The organism is Paraburkholderia sp. GAS199 (genome assembly GCF_050436585.1).
Lineage (GTDB): Bacteria > Pseudomonadota > Gammaproteobacteria > Burkholderiales > Burkholderiaceae > Paraburkholderia.
The window spans coordinates 554,512-575,348 of sequence record NZ_JBNDMM010000001.1; the positions used below are offsets into that span (position 1 = coordinate 554,512).

Consider the following 20,837-nt stretch of genomic DNA (forward strand, 5'->3'; position numbering starts at 1 on the left):
CTGCTTACTGCTTCGGCAACGCGTAGGCGATGATGTAATCACCCCGATCCGGCGTGTCGCGCGCGCCGCCCGCTGTTACCACGACATACTCCGTGCCGTCCTGCTCATACACGAGCGGTGTCGATTGCGCGCCCACCGGCAGCGGCGTTTTCCAGATTTCGTCGCCCGTCGCAACGTCGAGCGCGCGCAGGTAATAGTCTGCGGTGCCGTTGAAGAACACCACGCCGGATGCCGTCGCCACCGGACCGCCGAGCGTCGGCATACCCAGCGGAATCGGCAGATGCGTGCGAATATGCAACGGACCCATCTGCTCGACCGTTCCCATCGAACGCTGCCACGCAATCTGACGCGTGTTCATGTCGATGGCCGTCATCGTGCCGAACGGCGGCTGCGTGCACGGCACGCCGAGCGGCGACATCACCATCGCGCGGACGAGACCGTACGGCGTATGCGCCATCGGCACCACACCGCCGACGCCCGGACCCACCTTGTCGCTTGCGGCCAGCGTCGCGTTGAATTGCGGACGCGGGATCAGCTTGCCCTTCATCATGATCCGCATGTCGTTGACGACGAGGTAATCGTCTTTGCGGTCGATCGAAATGCCGCCCCAGTTCATCGTGCCGAACGGCGACGGATGCTCGATATACCAACTGATGCTCGGAGGCGTGAAGTCGCCTTCATAGCGCAGACTGCGGAACTGGATACGGCAAGCCAGTTGGTCGAGCGGCGTGATACCCCACATGCGTTGCTCGGTGAGCACCGGTTCGCGGATTTCCGGCATGCCGACCGAGTACGGCTGGGTCGGCGAAACGCGTTCGCCCGGTGCGCCGTCCGTCGGTACCTTGCGTTCCTCGACCGCGGCAATCGGCTGACCGTTGCGACGGTCGATCATATAGATCTCGCCGCGCTTGGACGTCTGGATAAGCGCGGGCACGCGTCCGCCCTTGCCGTCCGGCGCGTCGTACAGCACCGGCTTCGACGGCAGATCGTAGTCCCACAGATCGTGGTGCGTGGTCTGGAATACCCAGCGTTCCTGTCCGGTTGTCGCATCGAGCGCGACGATGGAGGAGCTGTGTTTGTCGGTTGCCGCGCTGCGTTGCGCGCCGAACATGTCCGGCGTGCCGTTGCCCGTGGGCAGATAAACCAGGCCCAACTGATTGTCGATGGTGGGTGTGGCCCACATGTTCGGCGTCGAGCGCGTGTAGCTTTCGCCTGCTGCCGGCGCCTGAGTCTGACCCGGACGACCGATGTCCCACGCCCAACTCAGTTTGCCCGTCACCGCGTCGAACGCGCGAACCACACCGGAAGGCTCGTCGGTGGACTGATTGTCCATGACCCAGCCGCCCACGATCAGATTGCCTCTCGCGAACACCGGTCCCGAGGTCGGATTGTAGAAACCGGGCACCGTCTCGCCCATATGCTCCGCGAGGCTCACCCGGCCGTCCGAGCCGAAGTCTCCACACGGCTTGCCGGTCTGCGCGCTCAGCGCGATCAGTTGCATATTCGCCGTGGTGACGTAGATGCGTTTCGCGCACGTCGAGTTCGTGTCGATGGTCTGCGACGCATGCGACTCGGGCAAGCTCAGATCGGCATAGGCCAGCGAGCGGCAACGCTGCCACGTCGGCGAATAACCGGAGTTGACGTTCGGGTCGTAGGTCCAGCGCTGTTCGCCGGTCACCGCGTTCAACGCGAAGATTTTGTTGGACGGCGTACACGCGTAAATGGTCTTGTCGATCTGCAGCGGCGTGTTCTGGTTTTCTCCGCCGCCGAAGGCGAAATCGCCCGTGCGGAAGGTCCACGCGACGTGGAGATTCTTCACGTTGTCTTTGGTGATCTGCGTGAACGGCGCGAAGCGCACACCATCCGGCGTGCGGCCGAAACCGGTCCAGCTCTGATGATCGTCGCCCGGCTTGTAGTCGGTGGCGACGGTCGGCGTACCATGCGGCGCGACCAGCCACACCGGCTGGAATGCCTTGAAGCCGGCGCCGATCAGGCACAGCAGCAGCAATACGGCGACTGCGCTACCGCTCTTGCGCACGCCTGGGCGCGCAGCGGCTTCGGGTATCGCCCGAACCGATGCGGCAACCAGCATGCCGATGAGACCCAGCACACCGAGACGGCCGACGAGCGGCCAGAAATTCCATCCGGCTTCCCACAATGCCCAGATTGCGCTGATGACCAGCATGGCGAAGTAAAGCCACACGCCGGTCAACTTGCGACGGCACAGCAAGAAACCCGAGACGAGCATCAATAGCCCGGCGGGCAAGTAGTACGCGCTGCCGCCGAGTGAAACCAGTTGCGCGCCGCCATAAGCCATCGCGGCGCCGAACAGCGCCACGACAATGCCGAGAATTACCACGATCCAACCAGAGCGCCGTGTAGGCTGTGCTTCCGTGACCACCCCTATTCCCCGAAAAAAGCGCGTTTCGACCGGATCGACAGACCGGCCTGCTTGTGAACGCAGCATGAAAAAAGACCATCGCCCACGCCGCATGCGCTTTTTTGTGAGGCGCGAAACCGTGAAGACAATGACGCGCTTGCGCGTCGCGTCAGGTTGCCTGCGCGAAGTCATTGCCCTTATAGTGCGGCGTAAGGTCGCGATTCTCAGGGGATTTGTAAGCTGAGTCCAAGACCAATATCAGCTAGCTTTCATATACTTTCAGGAATAGTAGGTTCGTCGTGCTGGTCACGAACGCCCGACCGGGTTCCGCGCAGGTATCGCCATTGCCCCTTCTTGAATGAATATCGATCTAAAGATGCTCAAGCGCTTTACCGCGCTGGCGGAGACGCGCAATTTCACGCGTGCGGCCGAACTCCTGCATATGGCGCAGCCCGCGCTGAGCAAACAGATACAGAAGCTGGAAAGCGACGTCGGGGCGAAACTGCTCGTTCGAGGCGTGCGACCTTTGCAGCTCACGCCGGCCGGCCGCCGGTTTTACGACGACGCGCGCGCCGTTCTGGAACGATGCGAGCGCATGGTCGGCACCGCGCGGCGGTCCGGTTCCACCACGCAGCGTCTGGTGGTCATCGGCTTCTCGCCCACCATCACGTATAGCGGCTTGCCGACCTTGCTTCGGGCACTGAGCAACAGCAGCGAACACTATGCGTTCCGCCCCATGGAAGTCATGTCGCCGGACCAGGGCGACGCGTTGCGCAGCGGACTGATCGACATCGGATTCGGCTACTCCGACGACTGGGAGCGCGACACCGAGGTCAAACATCTGCGAGACGAGCGTCTATGCGTCGCCATGCCGAAGGACGCCGAGTTCGCGAGCGAGACTGGCGAACTGCCGCTCTCCGCGCTGGAAGGCCAGGTGTTGATTCTATATCCCGACACGCCCGCACCGAGTTCGTTCGACCGCATCTGGTCGATGGTGAAAGGCGCGGGGGTGTCGCCGCGGGACGTCTATGAAGTCCGCGGTCTCGCCACCGCATTGACCATGACGGCAGCGGGCTACGGACTGAGCATCGTGCCCGAAAGCGCGCGCTGGACCAACCTCGAACTTGCGTACCGCTCGCTTCCCGCGAGCAGTGCCGTGCTGCCCGTCACGATGCGTTATCGCAGCAACGAGGAGAGCGCGTTGCTGTCGCTGGTCGAAGAAACGCTGGAGCAGCAGCGAGGGCCAATCAGCGAACATTTGCGCAAGAGCGTCGAGGTGTCGAAGCCGCCTCGATGAACACGGTAGTGGCGCTGTCGAGTGGGTTTATTGCCGTTGTGTGCGAGTCGCGGTTTCGGCAACCGCGCGCATGATCGCGGCGAAGCCGATGGGATCTTCGGCACAACTCGTGTGCCCAGTATCGAGCACGTGTAGCGTTGCGCCTCTTATCGCGCCGGACAGTTCTTCCGCGTGCGCGAGGGTTCGCGCCGCGTCATAGGTTCCGTGAACGACGGCGACCGGAACATCGGGCAATTGCCCCAGCAACGGAAGCAGATCGGTGTCCATCTGACTGCGAATTGCGGCCGCGACCGCGCCGCTTCGAACACGTGCGGGATAGGCGAGCACTTCGTCGAGCAACGGGCTCGACGGCATGGTGTGAAAGCAGCGCTCGGCGAAGGTCTTCCACATCGGTTCGCCCCAGTTCTCTTCGATGCGTCTGACGATGGCCGACGCGTCGCCATGACCTTTCGTATTCGCGCCACTATTCGCCAGCACGAGACCAGTCACGCGTACGTCATCGCGTTCGGCGGCGGCAAGCGTGGCAAGAACCGCCAGCGGCGTGCCGAGCGAGTGCCCCACCAGAACGACCTCACCTTTGCGGGCGATGGCGTCGACGATGCGACCGGCGATGGCGTGCAGATCAAACGCGCCGTCGTCTTCCATCCACGCTAGCGCGAATGCGTTCAGGCCCGCTTGCGTGGCAGCCGTCGCGTAGACGAGCGGACTGCACATTGCGCCGGGCAAACACACGAGCGTCGGCAAATCGGTTGGACCGCTGCTTAAAGGGACGATGCGCATGCTGTCGTTTCAGAGATTGGCGCGAAAATCCGGGTTCGATTTCACGTCGACGTTGTTATTGCGGTGCGGTTCGCTCCGTAAAGAACGCGCCGCCACTCGCCGCTCAGATAGCCGAATTCACACGCCGGAAATGGTCGATGAGCTTGCGCGACAAACGCGTGTACTCCGTCATTTCCTTCTCGCTCAATACGCTCGACAGCGCCTCCAGTTGACGCTGCTTCGCATCGAGCTGCGACTCGAAGACCTCGCGGCCCGCGTCGGTCAGGCGCAGTTCCGTGCGACGGCCGTCGGTGGGATGCGGTCCGGACTCCACCAGTTCGCGATCCTTCAGCGCCTTGAGTGCGCGGCTCACGGTCACCTTGTCGTAGACCCAGTATTGCGAGAACTCGGCCGCCGTGATGCCGGGCGAGCTACCAATCGCTTCGAGCAGACGCCACTCCAGCAAAGGCAGATCGTGCAACGGCAACATCCGCTTGATGTAGAGCCGTTCGAGCAGCGTCGCGAGAATCTGCAGCTGCGATAGCTCGTAGCGATAGTTCTCCGGCGGAAACGGCTCGCCGCGACTCTCGCCCTTCTTCCCTGACAGATGATCGAGGAAGCTTTCCGCCTGGCGCGATTCCTCGCTGTGCACCCTTGTTTTCAATGTCCCGCTCCTGATGTTCCTACGACAGTATAGCGGCCCCGGACGCCGCCTCGCTGTCCGCGCCGGCAGCGTTCGCGCGTCGCACCGGCCGCGTAAACCACTACATTTCTTCGATTGAATATAGTTTCATATAGAACGATACTAGTATCAAATGAATCTTTAAATTCCTACGGCGACGCCACCGGGCGCGTCGTATCAGGAGACGATATGACACCACAAAACGCCCCGCCCTCCGGCTGGCGCGTGCGCACGCAACGCTGGCTCGTGGTCGCGCTGTTCTTCATCGCGTTTGCGCTTGCCTATCTCGACCGGCAGATCCTCACACTGCTGATCGACCCGATGCGTCACAGCCTCGGCCTCACCGACACCCAGATCGGCCTGCTGCAAGGGCTGGCGTTCGCCCTATGCTTCGCGATCGGCGGCATCCCGCTCGGCTGGCTCGTCGACAACCGCAACCGCGTGCGTATCGCTTCCGGATGCGTTGCCATCTGGAGCGTTGCCACCGCGTCATCGGGGCTTGCATCGACCTATCTGCAACTGCTGGCGGTGCGCTCGCTCACCGCGTTGTCGGAAGCAGGCTGCTCACCGGCCGCGCTGTCCATTTTCTCCGACCTGTTCGCGCCACGGCAATTGCCGCGTGTGACGGCCATCTATACGGCCGCGCCGTTCATCGGCGGGAGCGCGTCATTGGTGGCGGGCGGCTTCCTGCTGAAACGGTTCGAGCAAAGCGGTGGCCTGACCTTGCCGTGGGCCGGACACCTTGAACCCTGGCAGGCGGTCTTTGCGGTCGTCGGCATGCCGGGACTGTGCCTGGCGCTGCTGCTCTGGCTCGTCGTGCGCGAACCGGCGCGTCACGACGACGCCACCCGTCACGTCGAGCACGCCGGTTTGCGCGACGTCATCCGCTTCGTCAACCGAGAATCGCCGTATCTGCGGGGCTACTTCTTTGCTTACGCCTGCATTCTCGCCGCATTCTTCTCGCTCATCACGTGGTTCCCGACTTTCGCGATTCGCAGCCACTACGGCACGGCTGCCTCGCTCGGGCCGCTGCTCGGCGTCACGTTTCTCGTGAGCGGTCTCGCGGGTTCGTTGAGCGGCCAATGGTTTGTCGGCGGTGTGAGCGACACGCAAATCGTTGCGCGCGTCATGCGGCTCGGCGCGCGCTTCTGTCTGCTGCTGGTGCCCGCCGTCCTGCTGCTCGCATTCGGACAAAGCCTGTTGCTCTCGACCATCGGCTACGCCGCGATGGTGTTCGTCATCAGCATGATGACTTCGCTGATGCCGATTCCATTGCAGGTGGGCGTACCCAATCGGATGCGCGGCCGCGTCATCGGCCTCTTCATCTTCGGCGTGAACGTGATCGGCACGGGCGCGGGACCAGTCCTGGTCGGCTTCGTCGGCGATCACCTGAGCGGCTTTCCGGATGCCCACGCCGATGGCCGCGCGTTGTCGCTCGCGCTGGCGGTTGTACTGCTCGTCTGCGCCGGCGCCGGCTCGCTGTCGATGCGGCGCGCCCTGAACCGACTCGAACGCACCCCTGTCACGCTCACGCGCCCCGTTTCCCAATCCACCGATATCGCCCGATGAACCTCCAGTACTTCCCGGCCTCCGATGCGGACCGCCGTTTTATCGACGCCCTGCTCGGCGACCGTGCCTTCACGCAGGTCTACTCGACGCCGCAGTCGGCCGACGACATGCGCGACGCCACTCGCGCCATCCTGCAATCGGGCGGCTTCACCGTGGACGCCGACGGCCTCACGGTCACGCCGTGTGACATCGCGGGCGTCCCGTGCGAATGGATCACGCCGGCCCATGCGTCGTCACGCGGACTGATCGTCTTTCTCCACGGCGGCGGTTTCGTGCGCGGCAGCCTCGAACTGGGACGCCGCAACGCGATGGAACTCGCCGCGCTGTCCGGTGTGACGGTGCTCGCTGCCGGTTTCCGGCAGGCGCCGGAACATCGCTTCCCCGCTGCGAGCCTCGACGTGCTCGCCGTCTATCGCGCGCTGCTCGAAACCGGCCGCACCAGCGACGCCATCGTGATAGTCGGCGAATCGGCCGGCGGCTGTCTCGCCATGACCTTGCCGGAGCGCGTGGCACGCGGCGAATGTCCGATGCCCGCGGGTCTCGTCGGCCTGTGTCCGATGGCGGATCTGCGCATGGACAGTGCGTCGTGGTACGTGAACGCATCGCGCGATATCGCCACGCGGGACATGGGCGAACGCATGCTGAGCCTCTACATCGACGACAAGGACAGAGCCGATCCGCTCGCTACGCCGCTCAACGCGCGGTTCGACGCTCGCGCCAACCTGCTGCTCTGCGTCGGCGCGAATGAGGTGATGCTGAGCGACGTCGAACGTCTCGCCGACCACGCGGATCGCGCGGGCGCGAGCGTCACGCTCAACCTCTACGAATCGATGGCGCACGGATTCACCAAATTCGACACGCCGCTCGCGCGCCTTGCCATGCAACACGCGGCGCAATGGAGCGCCGCGCGTCTCGTCTCGCCGAGTTAGCCGCCACTTCGTCGTTCGTCGTTCCCACAAAAATAGAAGACAGGTCTGGAGACACCATGAATCGAGCACTGACTGCCGTCGCGCTCGCGACTGCGTTCGCCTTATCCACTGCCGTCACTGCCGCGCATGCGCAGAGTTCGGTCACGCTCTACGGCATTCTCGATGCGGGCATCACGTATGTCAGCAATCAGCGCGGCCATAGTGCGGTCATCGAAGACACCGGCATCGCGCAGGCCAATCGCTGGGGCCTGCTCGGATCAGAAGACCTCGGCGGCGGAACCAAGGCCATTTTCACGCTCGAAAATGGCTTTACGCTCGGCAATGGCATGCTCGGCCAGGGCGGCGCGATGTTCGGCCGCGCGGCAATCGTGGGACTGAGCAGCCGTTTCGGCACATTGACGCTGGGCCGCCAGTACGATTTCATGATCGACAACCTGGTGTTCGACACGGCGATCGCGCGTTTCGGCGGCGTCTACGCTACTCACCTGCTCGATGTCGATCGCCTTGCAGGCGAACAGGTCAACAATTCCGTGAAGTACGTGACGCCGGTGGTGAAAGGACTGAGCGCGGGCGCGATGTACGGCTTCAGCAATGTCGCGGGATCGTTTGCCGGCACGACCGGCGCGCCCCGCTTCACGAGCTTCGGCCTGAACTACGATAACAATGGACCGTTCGCGATCGGCCTCGCCTACACGAATGCGAATGGGACGGGCGCCTCGGTCGCCGAGGCTGCGTTGGGCGCCACCGCGGTCCGCAACATGGGTGTGGGCGCACGGTATCGCTTCGGCGCGCTCACGGTGTTCGGCAACTATACGAACAACCGCCTGAGCGGCGTGCCGGGTACGGGCAAGGTGGTCGTGAGCGTGATCGAAGCGGGCGCGGACTACTTTTTCGCCGCCGATACTTACGGCGGTATCGCGTACATGTACGACCATTACCCGCAGGCCCAATTCAGTCAGATCAGCTCGGCGCTGCACTATCTGCTGTCCAAACGCACCGACGTATATGCCAGCGTCAACTTCGTGCATAGCAATTCGGCGGCCTCACCCGCGGGGCTTTTTCTGATCGTGAATCCGGCCACCAACACCGGCTATTCGACCAGTCAGAACCAGCTTGCTTTGCGAGTGGGCTTGAGGACGAAGTTCTAGCGAAGGCGTGTGGAGCGCGGCGAGTCGAGTCGCCTAGAAACGATGGCGAATGCCTGCAATGATCAACTCCTGCGACGACGTACCGGCGTAACCATATGCGCCAATCGACGCCTGCGCCGGACGCGTTCCGCCACTCGCCGTGCGCTGCGTTCCGCTCGCGTGCTCATAGGCCGCGAGCAGATACAGCCCGGTACGCACCGAGAGACGATAATCCGCGCCGAAGTTGAGCCGTCGCTCCACTATGAAGCACGACTCCTAGTACGCGAACGATGCCGACCCGTGGTCGCAAACGATTACGCTGCCAAGGACGCACTGTCGTGATTCTCTCGGGGAAACCAGCGACCAGACGACGGTCGTGAGTCCGCAATGCGCCGTGTCGAGAAGCTCGTTGAAGCTCAAGTCTACGAAGGCATTGGCAACAGCCGCGCTGTCGTCGATCAATCAATGTCGCGTACTCAAAGGCGTGTCCGGATACAGCGTTTCCAGCGCATGCTGAAAGGTCGCGCGCGAGAACGGCCCGAGGTGGACGGCCATCAGCTTCCCGCTTCCGTCGTAAAACAGCGTGGTGGGGAACGCTCGCGCACCGACCGCGCGGGCAACCGCGAGCGTCGGGTCGCGTGCGAGGTTACGCAGGGAAATGCCTTCCTGCGCCAGGAAGCCGTTGACGGTCTGCGCCGACTCGCCCTGATTGACGAAGGCGATGTTCACGCCGTCGAACTCGCTCTGCGCTTCGGCCAGAACCGGCATTTCCGCGCGACACGGCCCGCACCAGCTTGCCCACAGATTCACGACCAGCGGCTTGCCGTCGTGAAGGGCCAGCGGCAGCGGGTTGCCCTTCATGTCGACGACACTGACGGCCGGCAGATAGGCCGGCTCCTGTCCGGCGTCGGCGTAAGCGCTCGCGAGGCCCCAACTGACGCAGCCTGCAAGCGCCGCGAACACCACGGCTTTGCGCGCGCCTCGCCGCAAGGCGATCAGTACGACCAGTAGCAGCGCGCCCGCCACCACGCCCGGCGCCGCGTCGAAACCGAGATCGCGGAAATCCAGCATCTTCAGCGGACTGCCCCGATAGGCCGGCAAATAATGCGCGACGAAGGACAATCTCGCCACCACCAGCCCAGCCAGGACGCTGGACAGGATCGCCGAGTCGGCCTGGGGTGCGCCCCGGCCGACGAGTCGCGCCACACCCATCGCGACGCCGATACTCAACAGCAGAATCAGCGGCGCAACCGGGAATGTGAAAGGTCCAATGGTCATCAGCTTCCTTCGCGCGCCGGCACTTTCCCGAAAAGAATATTCAGGCCCTCGGAAATCAGCGGATGCGCGATGATCGCATCGCGTACTGCCGTGTACGGAAGATTGCCGAGCATCGCCATCTGCACGGCAGTCACGACGTCGCCGGCGTTCGTGCCCAGCATCGTGAAGCCGAGTATCCGGTCCGAGTGCGCGTCGATCAGCACCTTCATGAAGCCTTTCGTCGCGCCGTTGGTGCGGGCGCGTGGCACGGCCGCCATGGGAATCTTCGCGACCCGAACCGCAATGCCGCGCGCTTTCGCTTCCGTTTCATTCAGACCAATACGACCGAGTTCCGGTTCGATAAACAACGCGTAAGGAATGACGCGCGCCTCGGTGGTGAGGCTTCCGCCCGCAAGCTGGGACTTCAGGACACGGTAGTCGTCGAACGACGCATGCGTGAACATCGGCGTTCCCGCTACTTCGCCGATTGCCCACGTATTGGCTGCCGTGGTGGCGAGCCGTGCATCCACCTTGATGAATCCCCGTTCGTCGGTCTCGACGCCGGCCGCGTCGAGATTCAACGACGCGGTGACGGGCGTGCGGCCCGCGGCGACCAGCACATGCGTTCCGGAAACGGAGTTGCCGTCGTCGAGTTCGATCGTCACGTTATCACCCGACGTACCGCTCACGTTCACTGGCTTGACGCCAACTCGAACGTCAACGCCTTCCTCTACGAGCGCAGCCGTGATTTCCGCGGCCACGTCTTCGTCTTCGCGCATGGCGACGCGCGGCGCTTCCTGAATCAGCGTGACGCGGCTGCCCAGCCGCCTGAACGCCTGCGCCATCTCGAGGCCGATATAACCGCCACCGATCACGATCAGATGGCCGGGAAGCGTCTCCAGTTGCAGCGCTTCCACATGGGTGAGCGGCTGCGCGTCTCTCAAACCGGCGATGTCGGGAATCGCCGCCGTCGTACCCGTGTTGATGAACACATGTTGGCCTGCCAGTACCCGTGTAGAACCGTCGTTCGATTCGACCTGAATGGTGCGGGGCGCAATGAATCGGCCCGTGCCCGTGACGAGCGTCAAACCCGACGCAATGAAGGCTTTCAGATTGAGATCGACCATGCCACGGACGACCGAACGGACGTTTCCGGTCACTTCCTGCATGTCGGTCACCGCACCGGCACCGCGCACATGCGCGATGCGGGCGTTCTGGATCAGGGTTTTCGTCGGAATACAGGCAACGTTGATGCACGAGCCGCCGATCATTCCACGCTCGATGAGCGCAACCCGCTTGCCCGCCTGCGCGAGTTCCATGGCAAGCGTCTTGCCGCCTTTACCGCCACCGAGAAAAACATATTCAAACTGTTCGACATCCGACATGGCCTACTCCGGTCTGGTTGATCACGCGGCACGCTGTTTCGAAGGCGCACCGGCACACACGACATGATTCGAAGTCTAGGAGGCCGGCGGATCACTGCCCATCCTCTTGCGGCTCAAGATTTCGCTCGATCGTCTCAATGTTCCGCGATCCGGGTCCGCTGCCCCCGACTTCACGGCCAGAACGCTCCCGCCCGGCCATCTGCAAGGATTCGTTCCTCCTTAGACGTACCAAGCATAGGTTTAGCGAAGACGGGCGACCATAGTACTTTCGGGCTTCGTCACCTATCCGTTGAGTGTTCCTGTCTATCCGTATGGATTGGTGCAAGGGGTGCGATCGCGGAACCGGAGCGCGGACTTGCTTCCGCCATCGGGAACCCGTTTAATAGCAGCCAGTACCCGTTTGTTTCCTATGGAGTCCTTCGCCATGAGCACGTCCGCATCCGAATCTTTCGCGCTACCGCCTCACGTTGTCAGCCTGACGAGCCGGGTCGATTTTGCAACGACGCTGGCGCGTCTCGAGGCCGCTTTCCAGAGCCGCCATATCACGCTCTTCGCGAAGGTGGATCAGGCAAAAGCCGCGTCGGATTCGGGAACCACACTCCGACCCACGGTTCTGTTGCTGTTCGGCAATCCGGCTGCCGGCACGCCGATCATGGCCGCCAATCCGCACGCAGCGGTCGAGCTACCGCTCAAGGTCGTCGTGTGGCAGGACAACGCGGGGCTCGTTCATGTCGACTATTCCGATGTCACGCAACTTCTGACGCGCGACTACGGGATCGATCGCGCGCTGTTCGAAAAGCTCGCACAGATTCCTGCCATGCTGCGCAGCGTCGTCACGGAATAAATACGGAACCACAGACCACTTCGCTGTTTGCAACCGCATACGTTCGTATGCCCTCTGTTGTCCAAAGACGGCGTGTCGATAGTCTTTCGTAGACTGGAAGCGCCGCCCTTGCGTACGTACTCTTAATACGACGACTGACGATCCGTAACGGCCACGGCCGTCACGCGATTATTGCCTCGCGCAACGTCGGTTTTTCATGCTTACGCAAGGAGTCTCATCATGCAATGCGCTCTACACACCTGGATCATGATCGGCAGCAACGCTTACGACGAATACACGTACGTCTCCTGGCTCGATCGCAACGTCTACCGACGCACGGTCGATCTGAGCCGGATCTGTCTTCTCTGATCGACACGGCACAGACGCGCATCTTGCGCGTCTGACGTGGCATTCACCCAATTCCGGATAGGTGGGGCAGACCATCGTCGGCCCATTCTGGCCGCGCGCGATTGCGGCGTCACCCGTTTGGCACCGAGAGGCGCGTTCGGGCGGCAAGCCGGTTCAGTCGTGAGTTTTGCTAAGGAATTGGCCGCCGTTCATGGTTTCGAGCGCCTGCGTCGCCATGCGGTGCGTGATGTCGGTGGCAGGCAGTCGTTTGGCCAACGCCGCGGACTGGCCGCACCACATCGGCGTGAAGTCGTCGGAGCCGGCCGCCTCGAAATGACTGCGCAACGGGGCAAGGTGCGGCCCCGCAAGTGGGAAAGGCGGTGCGTCTGCGGAAAGCGGGCCGAGTTCGCGTACCGCCCGGTTGACAATGGCTCGCGCCGGCCGTCCCGTCAATACGTTGGTCAGTGCAGTGGAGTTGTCACCCGCCTGTTCGATGCCACGCCGGTAAAGCGGCGGTAGCGCCACTTCGTCGGCAAACAGATAAGCAGTGCCTACCTGTACCGCGGACGCGCCGAGCATCAACGCGGCCGCGAGGCCACGGCCATCGGCAATGCCGCCGGCAGCGATCACCGGGACATGGACTGCGTCCACGATCTGCGGAACGAGCGCGAATGTGCCAGCCTGCGTATCGAGCGCGCCGGGTAGAAACGTGCCGCGATGACCGCCCGCTTCCGTGCCCATCGCGATGATGGCGTCACAGCCGTGCGCGGCGAGCCAGCGCGCCTCGGCTACCGTGGTGGCCGACGAGATGATTCGGGCGCCGCTTGCGCGCACTCTCGCAACCAGCGAAGCGTCCGGCAAGCCAAAGTGGAAGCTCACGACTTGCGGCTTCGTCTCTTCCACAACGGAACAGAAGGTGTCGTCGAAAATATGGATGCCGGGACTGGCGGATAGCGTAGGCGTCGGCAACGGTGCGACGTCCGGATCGCCCACACGGGTCTGGATCAGTTGCTGCCAGAGATCGAGTCGGTGCTGATCGACTACGGCAGGTTCGTGGCAAAAGAAATTCAGATTGAGCGGCGCGGCGCCCGCGTGCATGCGGATCAGCGCGACGGCCTCACGCACCTGCTCGGCACTCAGCAAAGCGCACGGTAACGAGCCCAATGCGCCTGCACGTGCCGCCGCGATCGCCAATTGGGGAGTACCGACGCCCGCCATGGGCGCCTGAATGATCGGCGCCTCGATACCGAAGAGCGCCAATAGCCGCTCGTCACGCCACGTAGTCATGTTTTCACCAGACCCCTGCGGTCGATCCACCGTCTACCGGCACGACGACGCCCGTCACGAAACTGGATTGCACGAGATAGAGCACCGCATCGACCACGTCTTTCGTGCTGCCCACGGCGTGAGTTGGCGCAAGTCCACGATACTGTTCGACGGCGCCTGGTTCATGCAGCGGCGTATCGATGACACCCGGTGCGACTGCGTTGACTTTGACGTTGCTCTTCGCCAGCTCCAGCGCGAGCGACCGTGTTGCGGCATTGATACCGCCCTTCACCAGCGCGGGGAGCACGGACGGCACGCGCACGTTGGGTTGCATGGCGATGCTGGCGGTGATATTCACGATATGCCCATGGCCGTTGTCCGACATATGCTGGGCAGCGAGTTGTGCGGGGTAGAAGAATCCCTTCAGGTTCGTGTCGATCAGCGTACCGAGGTCCTCGTCCGTATAGGCATGAAAAGGCTTGGCGATGAAGGCCCCGGCGCAGTTGACGAGAATGTCGACCGAACCATAATGCGCGATCGCCGTATCGAACAAAGTGCGCGCAACGGAGGCGTCGGCAATGTCTCCCGCAACGTAGAGGAAGCGCGTCTGGTCCCGCAATTTCGACGCAGCCTTTTCGAGACGTTGGACGGTGCGTGCGTTCCCGACCACGTTATAGCCGAGACCCAGGAACGCCTCGACGATCGCGAACCCTATTCCACTCGATGCGCCAGTCACGATCGCAGTTCGGGCATGTGTATTCATCAGGTTTTCCATCCAGAAATATGCTGCGGGCAATCTCGCCATGAAGCGCGCGTTTGCCGCTCCTCTATGGAAAACACGTGAGTACCCGTGCTTATTCCGCGCTGAAAAAGATATTTATCTATCGAACAGTCTCTTCTATTCCTGGGGCTTAGAAGGACCGGTAGGGTTGCGGTATATTCGTGCGCACACAATAACTATGAAAAGCACGCGAAAGCCGTTTGCCAGCCAGCTCTGATGAATCCCACTAAACGCACGTACGGGTCGAACAAAAGTATGGGCTCGACCCCGGATGTTCTAACAGAAGAGACGCCGTCGCCCGGCGCGCGCCGTTCATCGAAAGTCACGCTTAGTTTGATCGGCGGTGTGGCGCTCGAAGGGTACGACTGGAGCATTTACGGCATCATGGCGTCGTTTCTGTCGCCGAATTTTTTCCCGTCGCACGATCCGGTTGTGTCGCTGCTCGCGGCTTTCGGCGTGTTCGGCGCGGGCTTCTTCGCGCGGCCGATCGGTGCGGCGCTGCTCGGTCCTATTGCCGACCGCATCAGTCATCGAACGGTGATGTTGATGTCCGTCTCGGCCATGGCGATCTGTTCCATGATCATTGCCCTGATGCCGGCCTACGCGTCCATTGGCGTGTGGGCGGGTGTCGTTCTGCTGCTCCTGCGCCTGATCCAGGGTGTCGCGACCGGCGTCGAGGCAGGCGTTGCCGACGCCATCGCTATCGAACTGGCGACACCGGGACGGCAAGGCCGCTTCATGGGTTTGATCGGCGGCACGGCCATCCAGATCGGCGGCGTGGGTTCGACGCTCATCGCGTTGGTCGTCAGCCTGCTGGTGTCGAAGCCCGACATGCTCGCGTGGGGATGGCGGATCCCGTTTGCAGTGGGCGGCGTGCTCGGTCTTGCGATCATTTATCTACGCACCAACTTGCCTGAGACATTGATCGCCCGGACCACGCGTGCACGTTCGTCCGGCGAAGGCGCGTGCATTCATCCAACCACGCGAGGTATCTGGAAGCAACTCTGGGACGTGCGTCTCGCGCTGCTCGCCGTCATCATGGTGATCGGCTCGATCCAGATTGCCAATTACACGTGGGTCAGTGGGTTGCCTGGCATGGCCAACTCGGTGTTCGAGGAAGACAGCAGCCTCGTATTCGGCATCGCGACGTCGATGGGTCTGATCTGGATGCTGTGCGGCCCGATAGTCGGCGCGTTGGCCGACCGCATCGGCGTGTCGCGGACGTTCGTCATCACGCGCCTGATGCTGGCGCCGGCGTTTTTCCTGATCTGGTTCTACAACTCACCCGACATCGGGCGCTTCGCGCTCGTGATGATTCTGGGCGGCACGATCGTCGGCATCAACTTCAGCCTCTACAACTATATTGCGGTCACGCTGATGCCGCGCAGCATTCGTACGACCGGCGTGGGCCTCGGTTACGCATTGGGTGTGTCCATTTTCGGCGGCACGTCGCCATACCTTCTGCTGTGGCTGCGACACGTGGGCGCCGAACGTCTGTTTGCGATTTACGGCGCAACGGTGGCACTACTCAGCATCGTCGTGTATCTCGCGGCGAAGCGTCGCGGGCATCTTTACGCAACTAACTGATCGACTCTCGCGCAGCAGCGTTTGCTTATTGCAACGCCCGTGAATAGATCAGAAAGATGCGAGATGTCGAAAGCGTATTTCGCGTGTAGACCGAAAAGCTAGTTATGCCTGTCTGCTCGCGTCCAACCAGATCGTTGATGGGGAATGGCAGATTGGTGCTGCCCAAAATCGGCATCGCGCATGTCGATTCGGCCCGCGCTCGGTCGCCGATCTCGTTCGCAAGGCGCAATTACTCGGAGTGGAGCCGTCGCTGGTTGCGTCGACCTGAGAGCTGGACATCGAAGAGAGCCGGAGGCTATCCGGCTCAATTACTCTGAAAACTCACGCCTTCGCGGGCGGCTGGAGGTCGAACTCGATTCGCACTCCACCTGGTTCATAGATCATGGTGTGCCGCTTCGGTCCCGCACCCAGAAGTTCGGGCGCGAACTCGACCCGCACACCCGGCCACGCCGACACGCGCGCAAAGATCTCCGCAAAGGCTTCTTCGTTCGCCGCTCGCAAGGCGAGATGATGGAGTCCGACATTACGCTTACGATCGAAACCCACGGCGTCGTCCGGCTTCTCGACTTGCCAGAGCGTGAGCAGCACGTGACCGTCCGACACGAAGGCCGCCGGATAATCGGGCTTACCACCGACCTGTTTCCACCCGAGACATTCAACGAAAAAATCGCGGGTCACATTCAGGTCCAGCACACTCAGTCCCACGTGGTCGATTCCACGCGTCAGCGATTCATCAGTCATGTAACGCTCCTGATCTGCAGGTAAAGCCGCCGCATGCGCACGTCCTGCGCCGGGTAGCGCCGCCGGCATGAGCGGGCTACGCGGACGGCCAAGGTTCAAGTGTTCACTGCCTCACACGGTGAGGTGTTGTGAAGCGTACCAAGATTAGCGCGGTTTCGTTCTTTCACGACCTGGACGATGGTATGTAGCCGGCTCCTATACGAAAGTGTGCGACGTGAGCCGATGGTCGGGGATTTTGAGCCGCACGTAGCCTTTTCCACAATTTGCCCCAGCGATACATTCATCGAACGGACAACCCTCCGTTCCTTCATTCACTGGGAGTACCCGATGCTGCCCGCCTCCACCCTGTTGCCATTCTTCGGCATCTCGCTCGTGCTGGGTTTCGCGCCCGGTCCGGACAATATCTTCGTGCTCATCCAGTCCGCGATTCGTGGCGCGCGCGGGCATGATCATCGTGTTGGGATTGTGCACGGGACTGCTCGTGCATACCTTCGTGGTAGCAATCGGTCTCGGTGTGTTGCTGGTGACTTCGAAGACAGCATTCACGATCCTGAAGAGTGCGGGCGCAGCGTATCTCGTCTTTCTCGCGTGGCAGGCGTGGCGCGCGCCAGTGGGGATCGAAACCGGCAAGGCCGAGGCCGTCGACGTAGGGCATCTTTACCGGCGCGGCTTGCTGATGAACCTGAGCAATCCCAAGGTGGTTATTTTCTTTCTCGCGTTCCTGCCTCAGTTCGTTATGGCAGACCGTGGGCATGTCCCCATCCAGATTGCCGTACTCGGCGCAACGTTCATTGCCGGCAGCCTCATCGTGTTCAGCCTCATCGCGGGCTTTTCCGGCCTCGCGCGCGATTTCCTGATGCGTTCGGTGCGTACGCAACGAGCGGTCAACAGGTTTGCCAGTCTGGTATTCGTGGCGCTCGCGCTCAAGCTTATTGCCACACACGTGTGATCGATTGCCGTCGTAACTGCGGAACGACGGCACCATCGCATTGCGGTAAAGGAGTCGCGCGAGCGCGCGCACATCGGCGCGTCTGTCTTGTGAAGAAGCGGCGCTGTCGGGCCGCTCCCGCGGCGCAGGAGTTCGCTACGGACGAGCGTTGTCGAGATAGATCTATCGACGTTTGTGACGGAGTTCGCGTCCCGAGTAGACCACGGAAAACAATCCGATCAGCAGCGCGGCGACAGCCAGAGATTCATCCTGTCGACCGGGATGCGCTGACGACGCCGCGTAGAACCAGAGGCCCAGCCCGACTATCGTCATGAACATGCCGAAGACGAGTCCCCACACCGGGCCGGCGGTGTCGGCGTTACCTAATCTGTGAGCCATTTTCATCGTCATACTCCCCGTTCTGCTTCGGCGTTTCTGTCGCCGCGCTTGCGAGCTTTATTGCAGCGCGGTCTGAGAAAAAGCTTACCTGGTCAAAAAATCGTCATCAATAAAATGAGCCGTGATGCCGCGATTGGGTTGGGGCAATGTGGGTATTCGGCAACGCTTCTCGAATTGCGAAGCGTTAGTTGTTTTGTCGGACAGTTGGCGCTTTTGTGGACGCGCGAGAGACGTTGGCTGCGTCCGAGGATTGGCTTGTAGCAGACTGGTTGCCAGAGAAAGGCAGTGATTCCTGGATCAGCCTTATCGACGCCTTCAGGCATCGTCGAGCAGCGAGTGTTGCTCTGAATTGTTTGTGTGCTCTGTACGCTTTGCGGTGCTGTCGCCTGGCGCTCAGGTTTTTCGTTCCTCGTCATCGTCGACGCTCTCGTGATGACTGGCGGCGTCGTCGTGAATGGTCGTGGCACCGCTTGTTTGTCCGAAGCCGGTAGCGCCACCGCCGCCCCCTGCTCCTTTTCCACCTGAGCCCTGACCTTCCTTACCGCCGTCTTTGGTGCTTTTAGCGCCGCCCTGTCGCGCAGGCCCCTGAGCGGGGACGACGAGTTCGGCAGGCAAACGGTCGAGCGCCAGCACATCTCTGATGAACGACCGCAGCGAAACCACCAACTCGCTCGTGTGGATCAGACGACCCTCGATCATTTCCGATGCCGCGCGGGCAGCAAGGCGAACCTGCTCCTCGGTGCCCAGCAGAATGATGTCGGCGAGCGCGGCTTCGACTGCATCGCGAATCCGTCGCGATCGATCGGAGCCGGCGGTGTCGGCATTTGATGGCGTGCCGGTGTCTGCTGAACTGGCGGTGGCGGTGTGTTCGACGTCTGTTACCGGTGCCGGGACTGCGAAGGAGGCACGCTTGAGGTCGCGCAGGTGGGTTGGATCGACCGCAAGGTTGCCGGTGAATGAACCGCCGAGCGTTTTGTACGCGGCGATCAGCGTACGCAACCGTTCGTTGATCTGGCGGTTTTCTCGCTCGCGGCGCTGTTGCAGGGTCTGCATCAGGATCAGCCGGATGCCCACGCCGAGCAGCGTAATTAGTGTGAGCCCGAGCAGCGTCGACACGAGCGCATGGAGGGAACTGAAATCGAGGTTACGCATGGTTCGGTCGGATGGTCCCGGATTGGATGTTGGTTAGGTGGTACGCGATTCTGCTTTTGTCATGACCGGTAAATGAGTCGAATGTTCGGAGGTGAGTGTGTTTGACTTCGGTATTGCGGGATGGGTTATGCGGCAGTCGGGACGCGTGTGCGATTAGTGTGGCCGACCCGCGAATTGGCGGGGCGGGGTTGTCGCGGACGGTGTGGAACTGGATTAGTGTCTTCAGGTTGCTGGCGTGGAGGCGGCCGCAGGTTTGGTTTTCATGCGGAGCCGTATTTATTTTTTTGCCGGGGGGGTTGTCGGCATTAGGTGTATGCACGGGTCGTGCTCGCTGCGGACATGCGACTTTGCGCGGTTAGGTGCTGGCTTCGTTTAGTCTGGGAAGTCACAAAGGCCAGGTTTTGCAAGGTCGACGGATGCAGCGTGAAACGTCGTTTCCCGGTTTTCGCTGCGATTCGATAATCCGACGTGCGCTGCGCCGTCCACCCAGTTCAGTGCGCGGAATTCGCGGCACTACAAATTACGTAGCAATTGCTACTCATTGCCACGTTAGAACGCTTTAGCGCCCGCCTGAGCGTTTTTGGGAGCCGCAGAGACACGAAATGTTCATCTTGTTTCTCGTTTCGTGAAACATTGAGCGATCAATTGGCCGAAAGTGCCGTCTATATTGGGTTTTCACGCAGTTGCCGAAAAATTATGATTGTTTCACGGAGCGAATGCTGGTTGGACTTGTGTGAGGGTCTTGGGGAAACACTTGAGGGCTCACAATCCTTGCTGAGGATTTGCGACGCTATGGGAAGCTTGGGCCTGACCATAGTCGGATCTACGGCCAGTAAAGTGCATCGCGCGTCCGAGCATCGTGGTCCCTCCCCTGCTTCACTCGGCCTCAGGCTCCGCCCGCACCCGCCTCACCTTCACAATAAATACAGGTGCGCACGAACAAGTTTTCAAGTCGCAGGGTGCTGGCCAGGAGAAAGATAATGCGTAATCGAGGTCGCGGATTGGACTGGAGACGAGCGCGCAGTTTGTAGCCAGTCGCGCTTAAGAGCCCACGAATTATGAGATCGTGCAATTGAAGCTTTTTTGAGCGCAGCTCAAGGAGCGAGCGTCGGACGTCGTGACGTGTGCGAGTGCGTGAGCGCCGGCGCGAAGACCGGGACTAAGTTGCTCGTGTCACACGGCAAAACGCGGCGCGGCACTGACGAATGATTCAGTACGATCCTGGCAAGCGCCGGCGCGCGCAATGCCGCTGACTGATGAGCGGATGCTCCGACCGAGAAGCGCGCACTTTCTGTGGGCCGGCGTGATGGAGACTGCCGCAAGCAACACAACTCAATTAGCGCCAATCCTTCCCGGCATCACGACAGACACGCAACATTGCGGATTGGCTCCGCTCCATCGGAGTCGCCGTGCACAAGTGTCGTGAA

17 protein-coding genes and 2 pseudogenes are annotated in these 20,837 nt (G+C 61.7%); 8 read left to right on the top strand and 11 right to left on the bottom strand.

The window, feature by feature from the left end; genetic code table 11:
• Nucleotides 1-4 precede the first annotated feature (4 nt).
• Complete coding sequence (locus P3T18_RS02385) at nt 5-2,359, bottom strand: membrane-bound PQQ-dependent dehydrogenase, glucose/quinate/shikimate family (protein ID WP_429298305.1); 2,355 nt, start codon at nt 2,357-2,359, stop codon at nt 5-7.
• Between the two features lie 379 nt (nt 2,360-2,738).
• Here P3T18_RS02385 and P3T18_RS02390 point away from each other — a divergent pair, with 379 nt between their 5' ends.
• Nucleotides 2,739-3,677, top strand: coding sequence for a LysR family transcriptional regulator (locus tag P3T18_RS02390; RefSeq protein WP_429298306.1), 939 nt, complete (start codon nt 2,739-2,741; stop codon nt 3,675-3,677).
• A 27-nt stretch (nt 3,678-3,704) separates the two neighbouring features.
• On the opposite strand, the gene P3T18_RS02395 is transcribed toward P3T18_RS02390, so the two are convergent.
• Together P3T18_RS02395 and P3T18_RS02400 are read right to left on the bottom strand one after the other, a co-directional pair.
• The gene (locus P3T18_RS02395; RefSeq protein ID WP_429298307.1) at nt 3,705-4,457 is read right to left on the bottom strand and encodes an alpha/beta fold hydrolase; all 753 of its coding nucleotides are present in this window, start codon (nt 4,455-4,457) and stop codon (nt 3,705-3,707) included.
• Nucleotides 4,458-4,560: 103 nt separating this feature from the next.
• Complete coding sequence (locus P3T18_RS02400; RefSeq protein WP_429298308.1) at nt 4,561-5,100, bottom strand: MarR family winged helix-turn-helix transcriptional regulator; 540 nt, start codon at nt 5,098-5,100, stop codon at nt 4,561-4,563.
• A gap of 207 nt (nt 5,101-5,307) precedes the next feature.
• On the opposite strand from P3T18_RS02400, the gene P3T18_RS02405 reads away from it, so the two are divergent.
• From P3T18_RS02405 to P3T18_RS02415, 3 genes are read left to right on the top strand one after another with little or no spacing between them, the layout of a single operon-like run.
• Nucleotides 5,308-6,687 (top strand): MFS transporter, encoded by a 1,380-nt coding sequence (locus tag P3T18_RS02405; protein ID WP_429298309.1) that lies wholly within the window; start codon nt 5,308-5,310, stop codon nt 6,685-6,687.
• Complete coding sequence (locus tag P3T18_RS02410) at nt 6,684-7,616, top strand: alpha/beta hydrolase (protein ID WP_429298310.1); 933 nt, start codon at nt 6,684-6,686, stop codon at nt 7,614-7,616. The genes P3T18_RS02405 and P3T18_RS02410 overlap by 4 nt, the downstream gene beginning before the upstream one ends.
• Nucleotides 7,617-7,672: 56 nt before the next feature.
• Nucleotides 7,673-8,764: a porin gene (locus P3T18_RS02415; protein ID WP_429298311.1), complete on the top strand. Its 1,092-nt coding sequence runs from the start codon at nt 7,673-7,675 to the stop codon at nt 8,762-8,764.
• 33 nt (nt 8,765-8,797) lie between these two features.
• On the opposite strand, the pseudogene P3T18_RS02420 reads toward P3T18_RS02415, so the two are convergent.
• The 3 genes and pseudogenes from P3T18_RS02420 to P3T18_RS02430 all read right to left on the bottom strand — a co-directional run.
• Nucleotides 8,798-8,995, bottom strand: a pseudogene (locus P3T18_RS02420) (porin); the annotation flags it as partial.
• A gap of 210 nt (nt 8,996-9,205) precedes the next feature.
• Nucleotides 9,206-10,021, bottom strand: coding sequence for a TlpA family protein disulfide reductase (locus P3T18_RS02425; protein WP_429298312.1), 816 nt, complete (start codon nt 10,019-10,021; stop codon nt 9,206-9,208).
• Nucleotides 10,021-11,385 carry an FAD-dependent oxidoreductase gene (locus tag P3T18_RS02430; protein WP_429298313.1) on the bottom strand — a complete coding sequence of 455 codons (1,365 nt, stop codon included), beginning with the start codon at nt 11,383-11,385 and terminating at the stop codon, nt 10,021-10,023. The genes P3T18_RS02425 and P3T18_RS02430 overlap by 1 nt, the downstream gene beginning before the upstream one ends.
• A gap of 424 nt (nt 11,386-11,809) precedes the next feature.
• Between P3T18_RS02430 and P3T18_RS02435 the strand changes: the two genes are divergently transcribed.
• Both P3T18_RS02435 and P3T18_RS02440 read left to right on the top strand, forming a co-directional pair.
• Nucleotides 11,810-12,229, top strand: coding sequence for a DUF302 domain-containing protein (locus tag P3T18_RS02435; protein ID WP_429298314.1), 420 nt, complete (start codon nt 11,810-11,812; stop codon nt 12,227-12,229).
• A 219-nt stretch (nt 12,230-12,448) separates the two neighbouring features.
• Entirely contained in the window at nt 12,449-12,577 is a 129-nt protein-coding gene (locus P3T18_RS02440; RefSeq protein ID WP_429298315.1) for a hypothetical protein, read from the top strand.
• A 153-nt stretch (nt 12,578-12,730) separates the two neighbouring features.
• Here the strand turns inward: P3T18_RS02440 and P3T18_RS02445 are convergent, their stop codons facing one another.
• Together P3T18_RS02445 and P3T18_RS02450 are read right to left on the bottom strand one after the other, a co-directional pair.
• Complete coding sequence (locus P3T18_RS02445; protein ID WP_429298316.1) at nt 12,731-13,843, bottom strand: NAD(P)H-dependent flavin oxidoreductase; 1,113 nt, start codon at nt 13,841-13,843, stop codon at nt 12,731-12,733.
• A 4-nt stretch (nt 13,844-13,847) separates the two neighbouring features.
• Nucleotides 13,848-14,585: an SDR family NAD(P)-dependent oxidoreductase gene (locus P3T18_RS02450; protein WP_429299023.1), complete on the bottom strand. Its 738-nt coding sequence runs from the start codon at nt 14,583-14,585 to the stop codon at nt 13,848-13,850.
• A gap of 273 nt (nt 14,586-14,858) precedes the next feature.
• Here P3T18_RS02450 and P3T18_RS02455 point away from each other — a divergent pair, with 273 nt between their 5' ends.
• A complete protein-coding gene (locus P3T18_RS02455) occupies nt 14,859-16,190 on the top strand; it encodes an MFS transporter (protein ID WP_429298317.1) in 1,332 nt (443 codons plus the stop codon).
• A gap of 321 nt (nt 16,191-16,511) precedes the next feature.
• Here the strand turns inward: P3T18_RS02455 and P3T18_RS02460 are convergent, their stop codons facing one another.
• Nucleotides 16,512-16,931, bottom strand: a complete 420-nt coding sequence (locus tag P3T18_RS02460; protein ID WP_429298318.1) for a VOC family protein — start codon at nt 16,929-16,931, stop codon at nt 16,512-16,514.
• Between the two features lie 327 nt (nt 16,932-17,258).
• Between P3T18_RS02460 and P3T18_RS02465 the strand changes: the two are divergent.
• Nucleotides 17,259-17,880, top strand: a pseudogene (locus tag P3T18_RS02465) (LysE family translocator).
• Nucleotides 17,881-18,042: 162 nt separating this feature from the next.
• Here P3T18_RS02465 and P3T18_RS02470 read toward each other — a convergent pair.
• Both P3T18_RS02470 and P3T18_RS02475 read right to left on the bottom strand, forming a co-directional pair.
• On the bottom strand, nt 18,043-18,258 hold the full coding sequence (locus P3T18_RS02470) for a hypothetical protein (RefSeq protein WP_429298319.1): 216 nt from the start codon (nt 18,256-18,258) through the stop codon (nt 18,043-18,045).
• A gap of 393 nt (nt 18,259-18,651) precedes the next feature.
• A complete protein-coding gene (locus P3T18_RS02475) occupies nt 18,652-19,410 on the bottom strand; it encodes a hypothetical protein (protein WP_429298320.1) in 759 nt (252 codons plus the stop codon).
• Nucleotides 19,411-20,837: the final 1,427 nt, after the last annotated feature.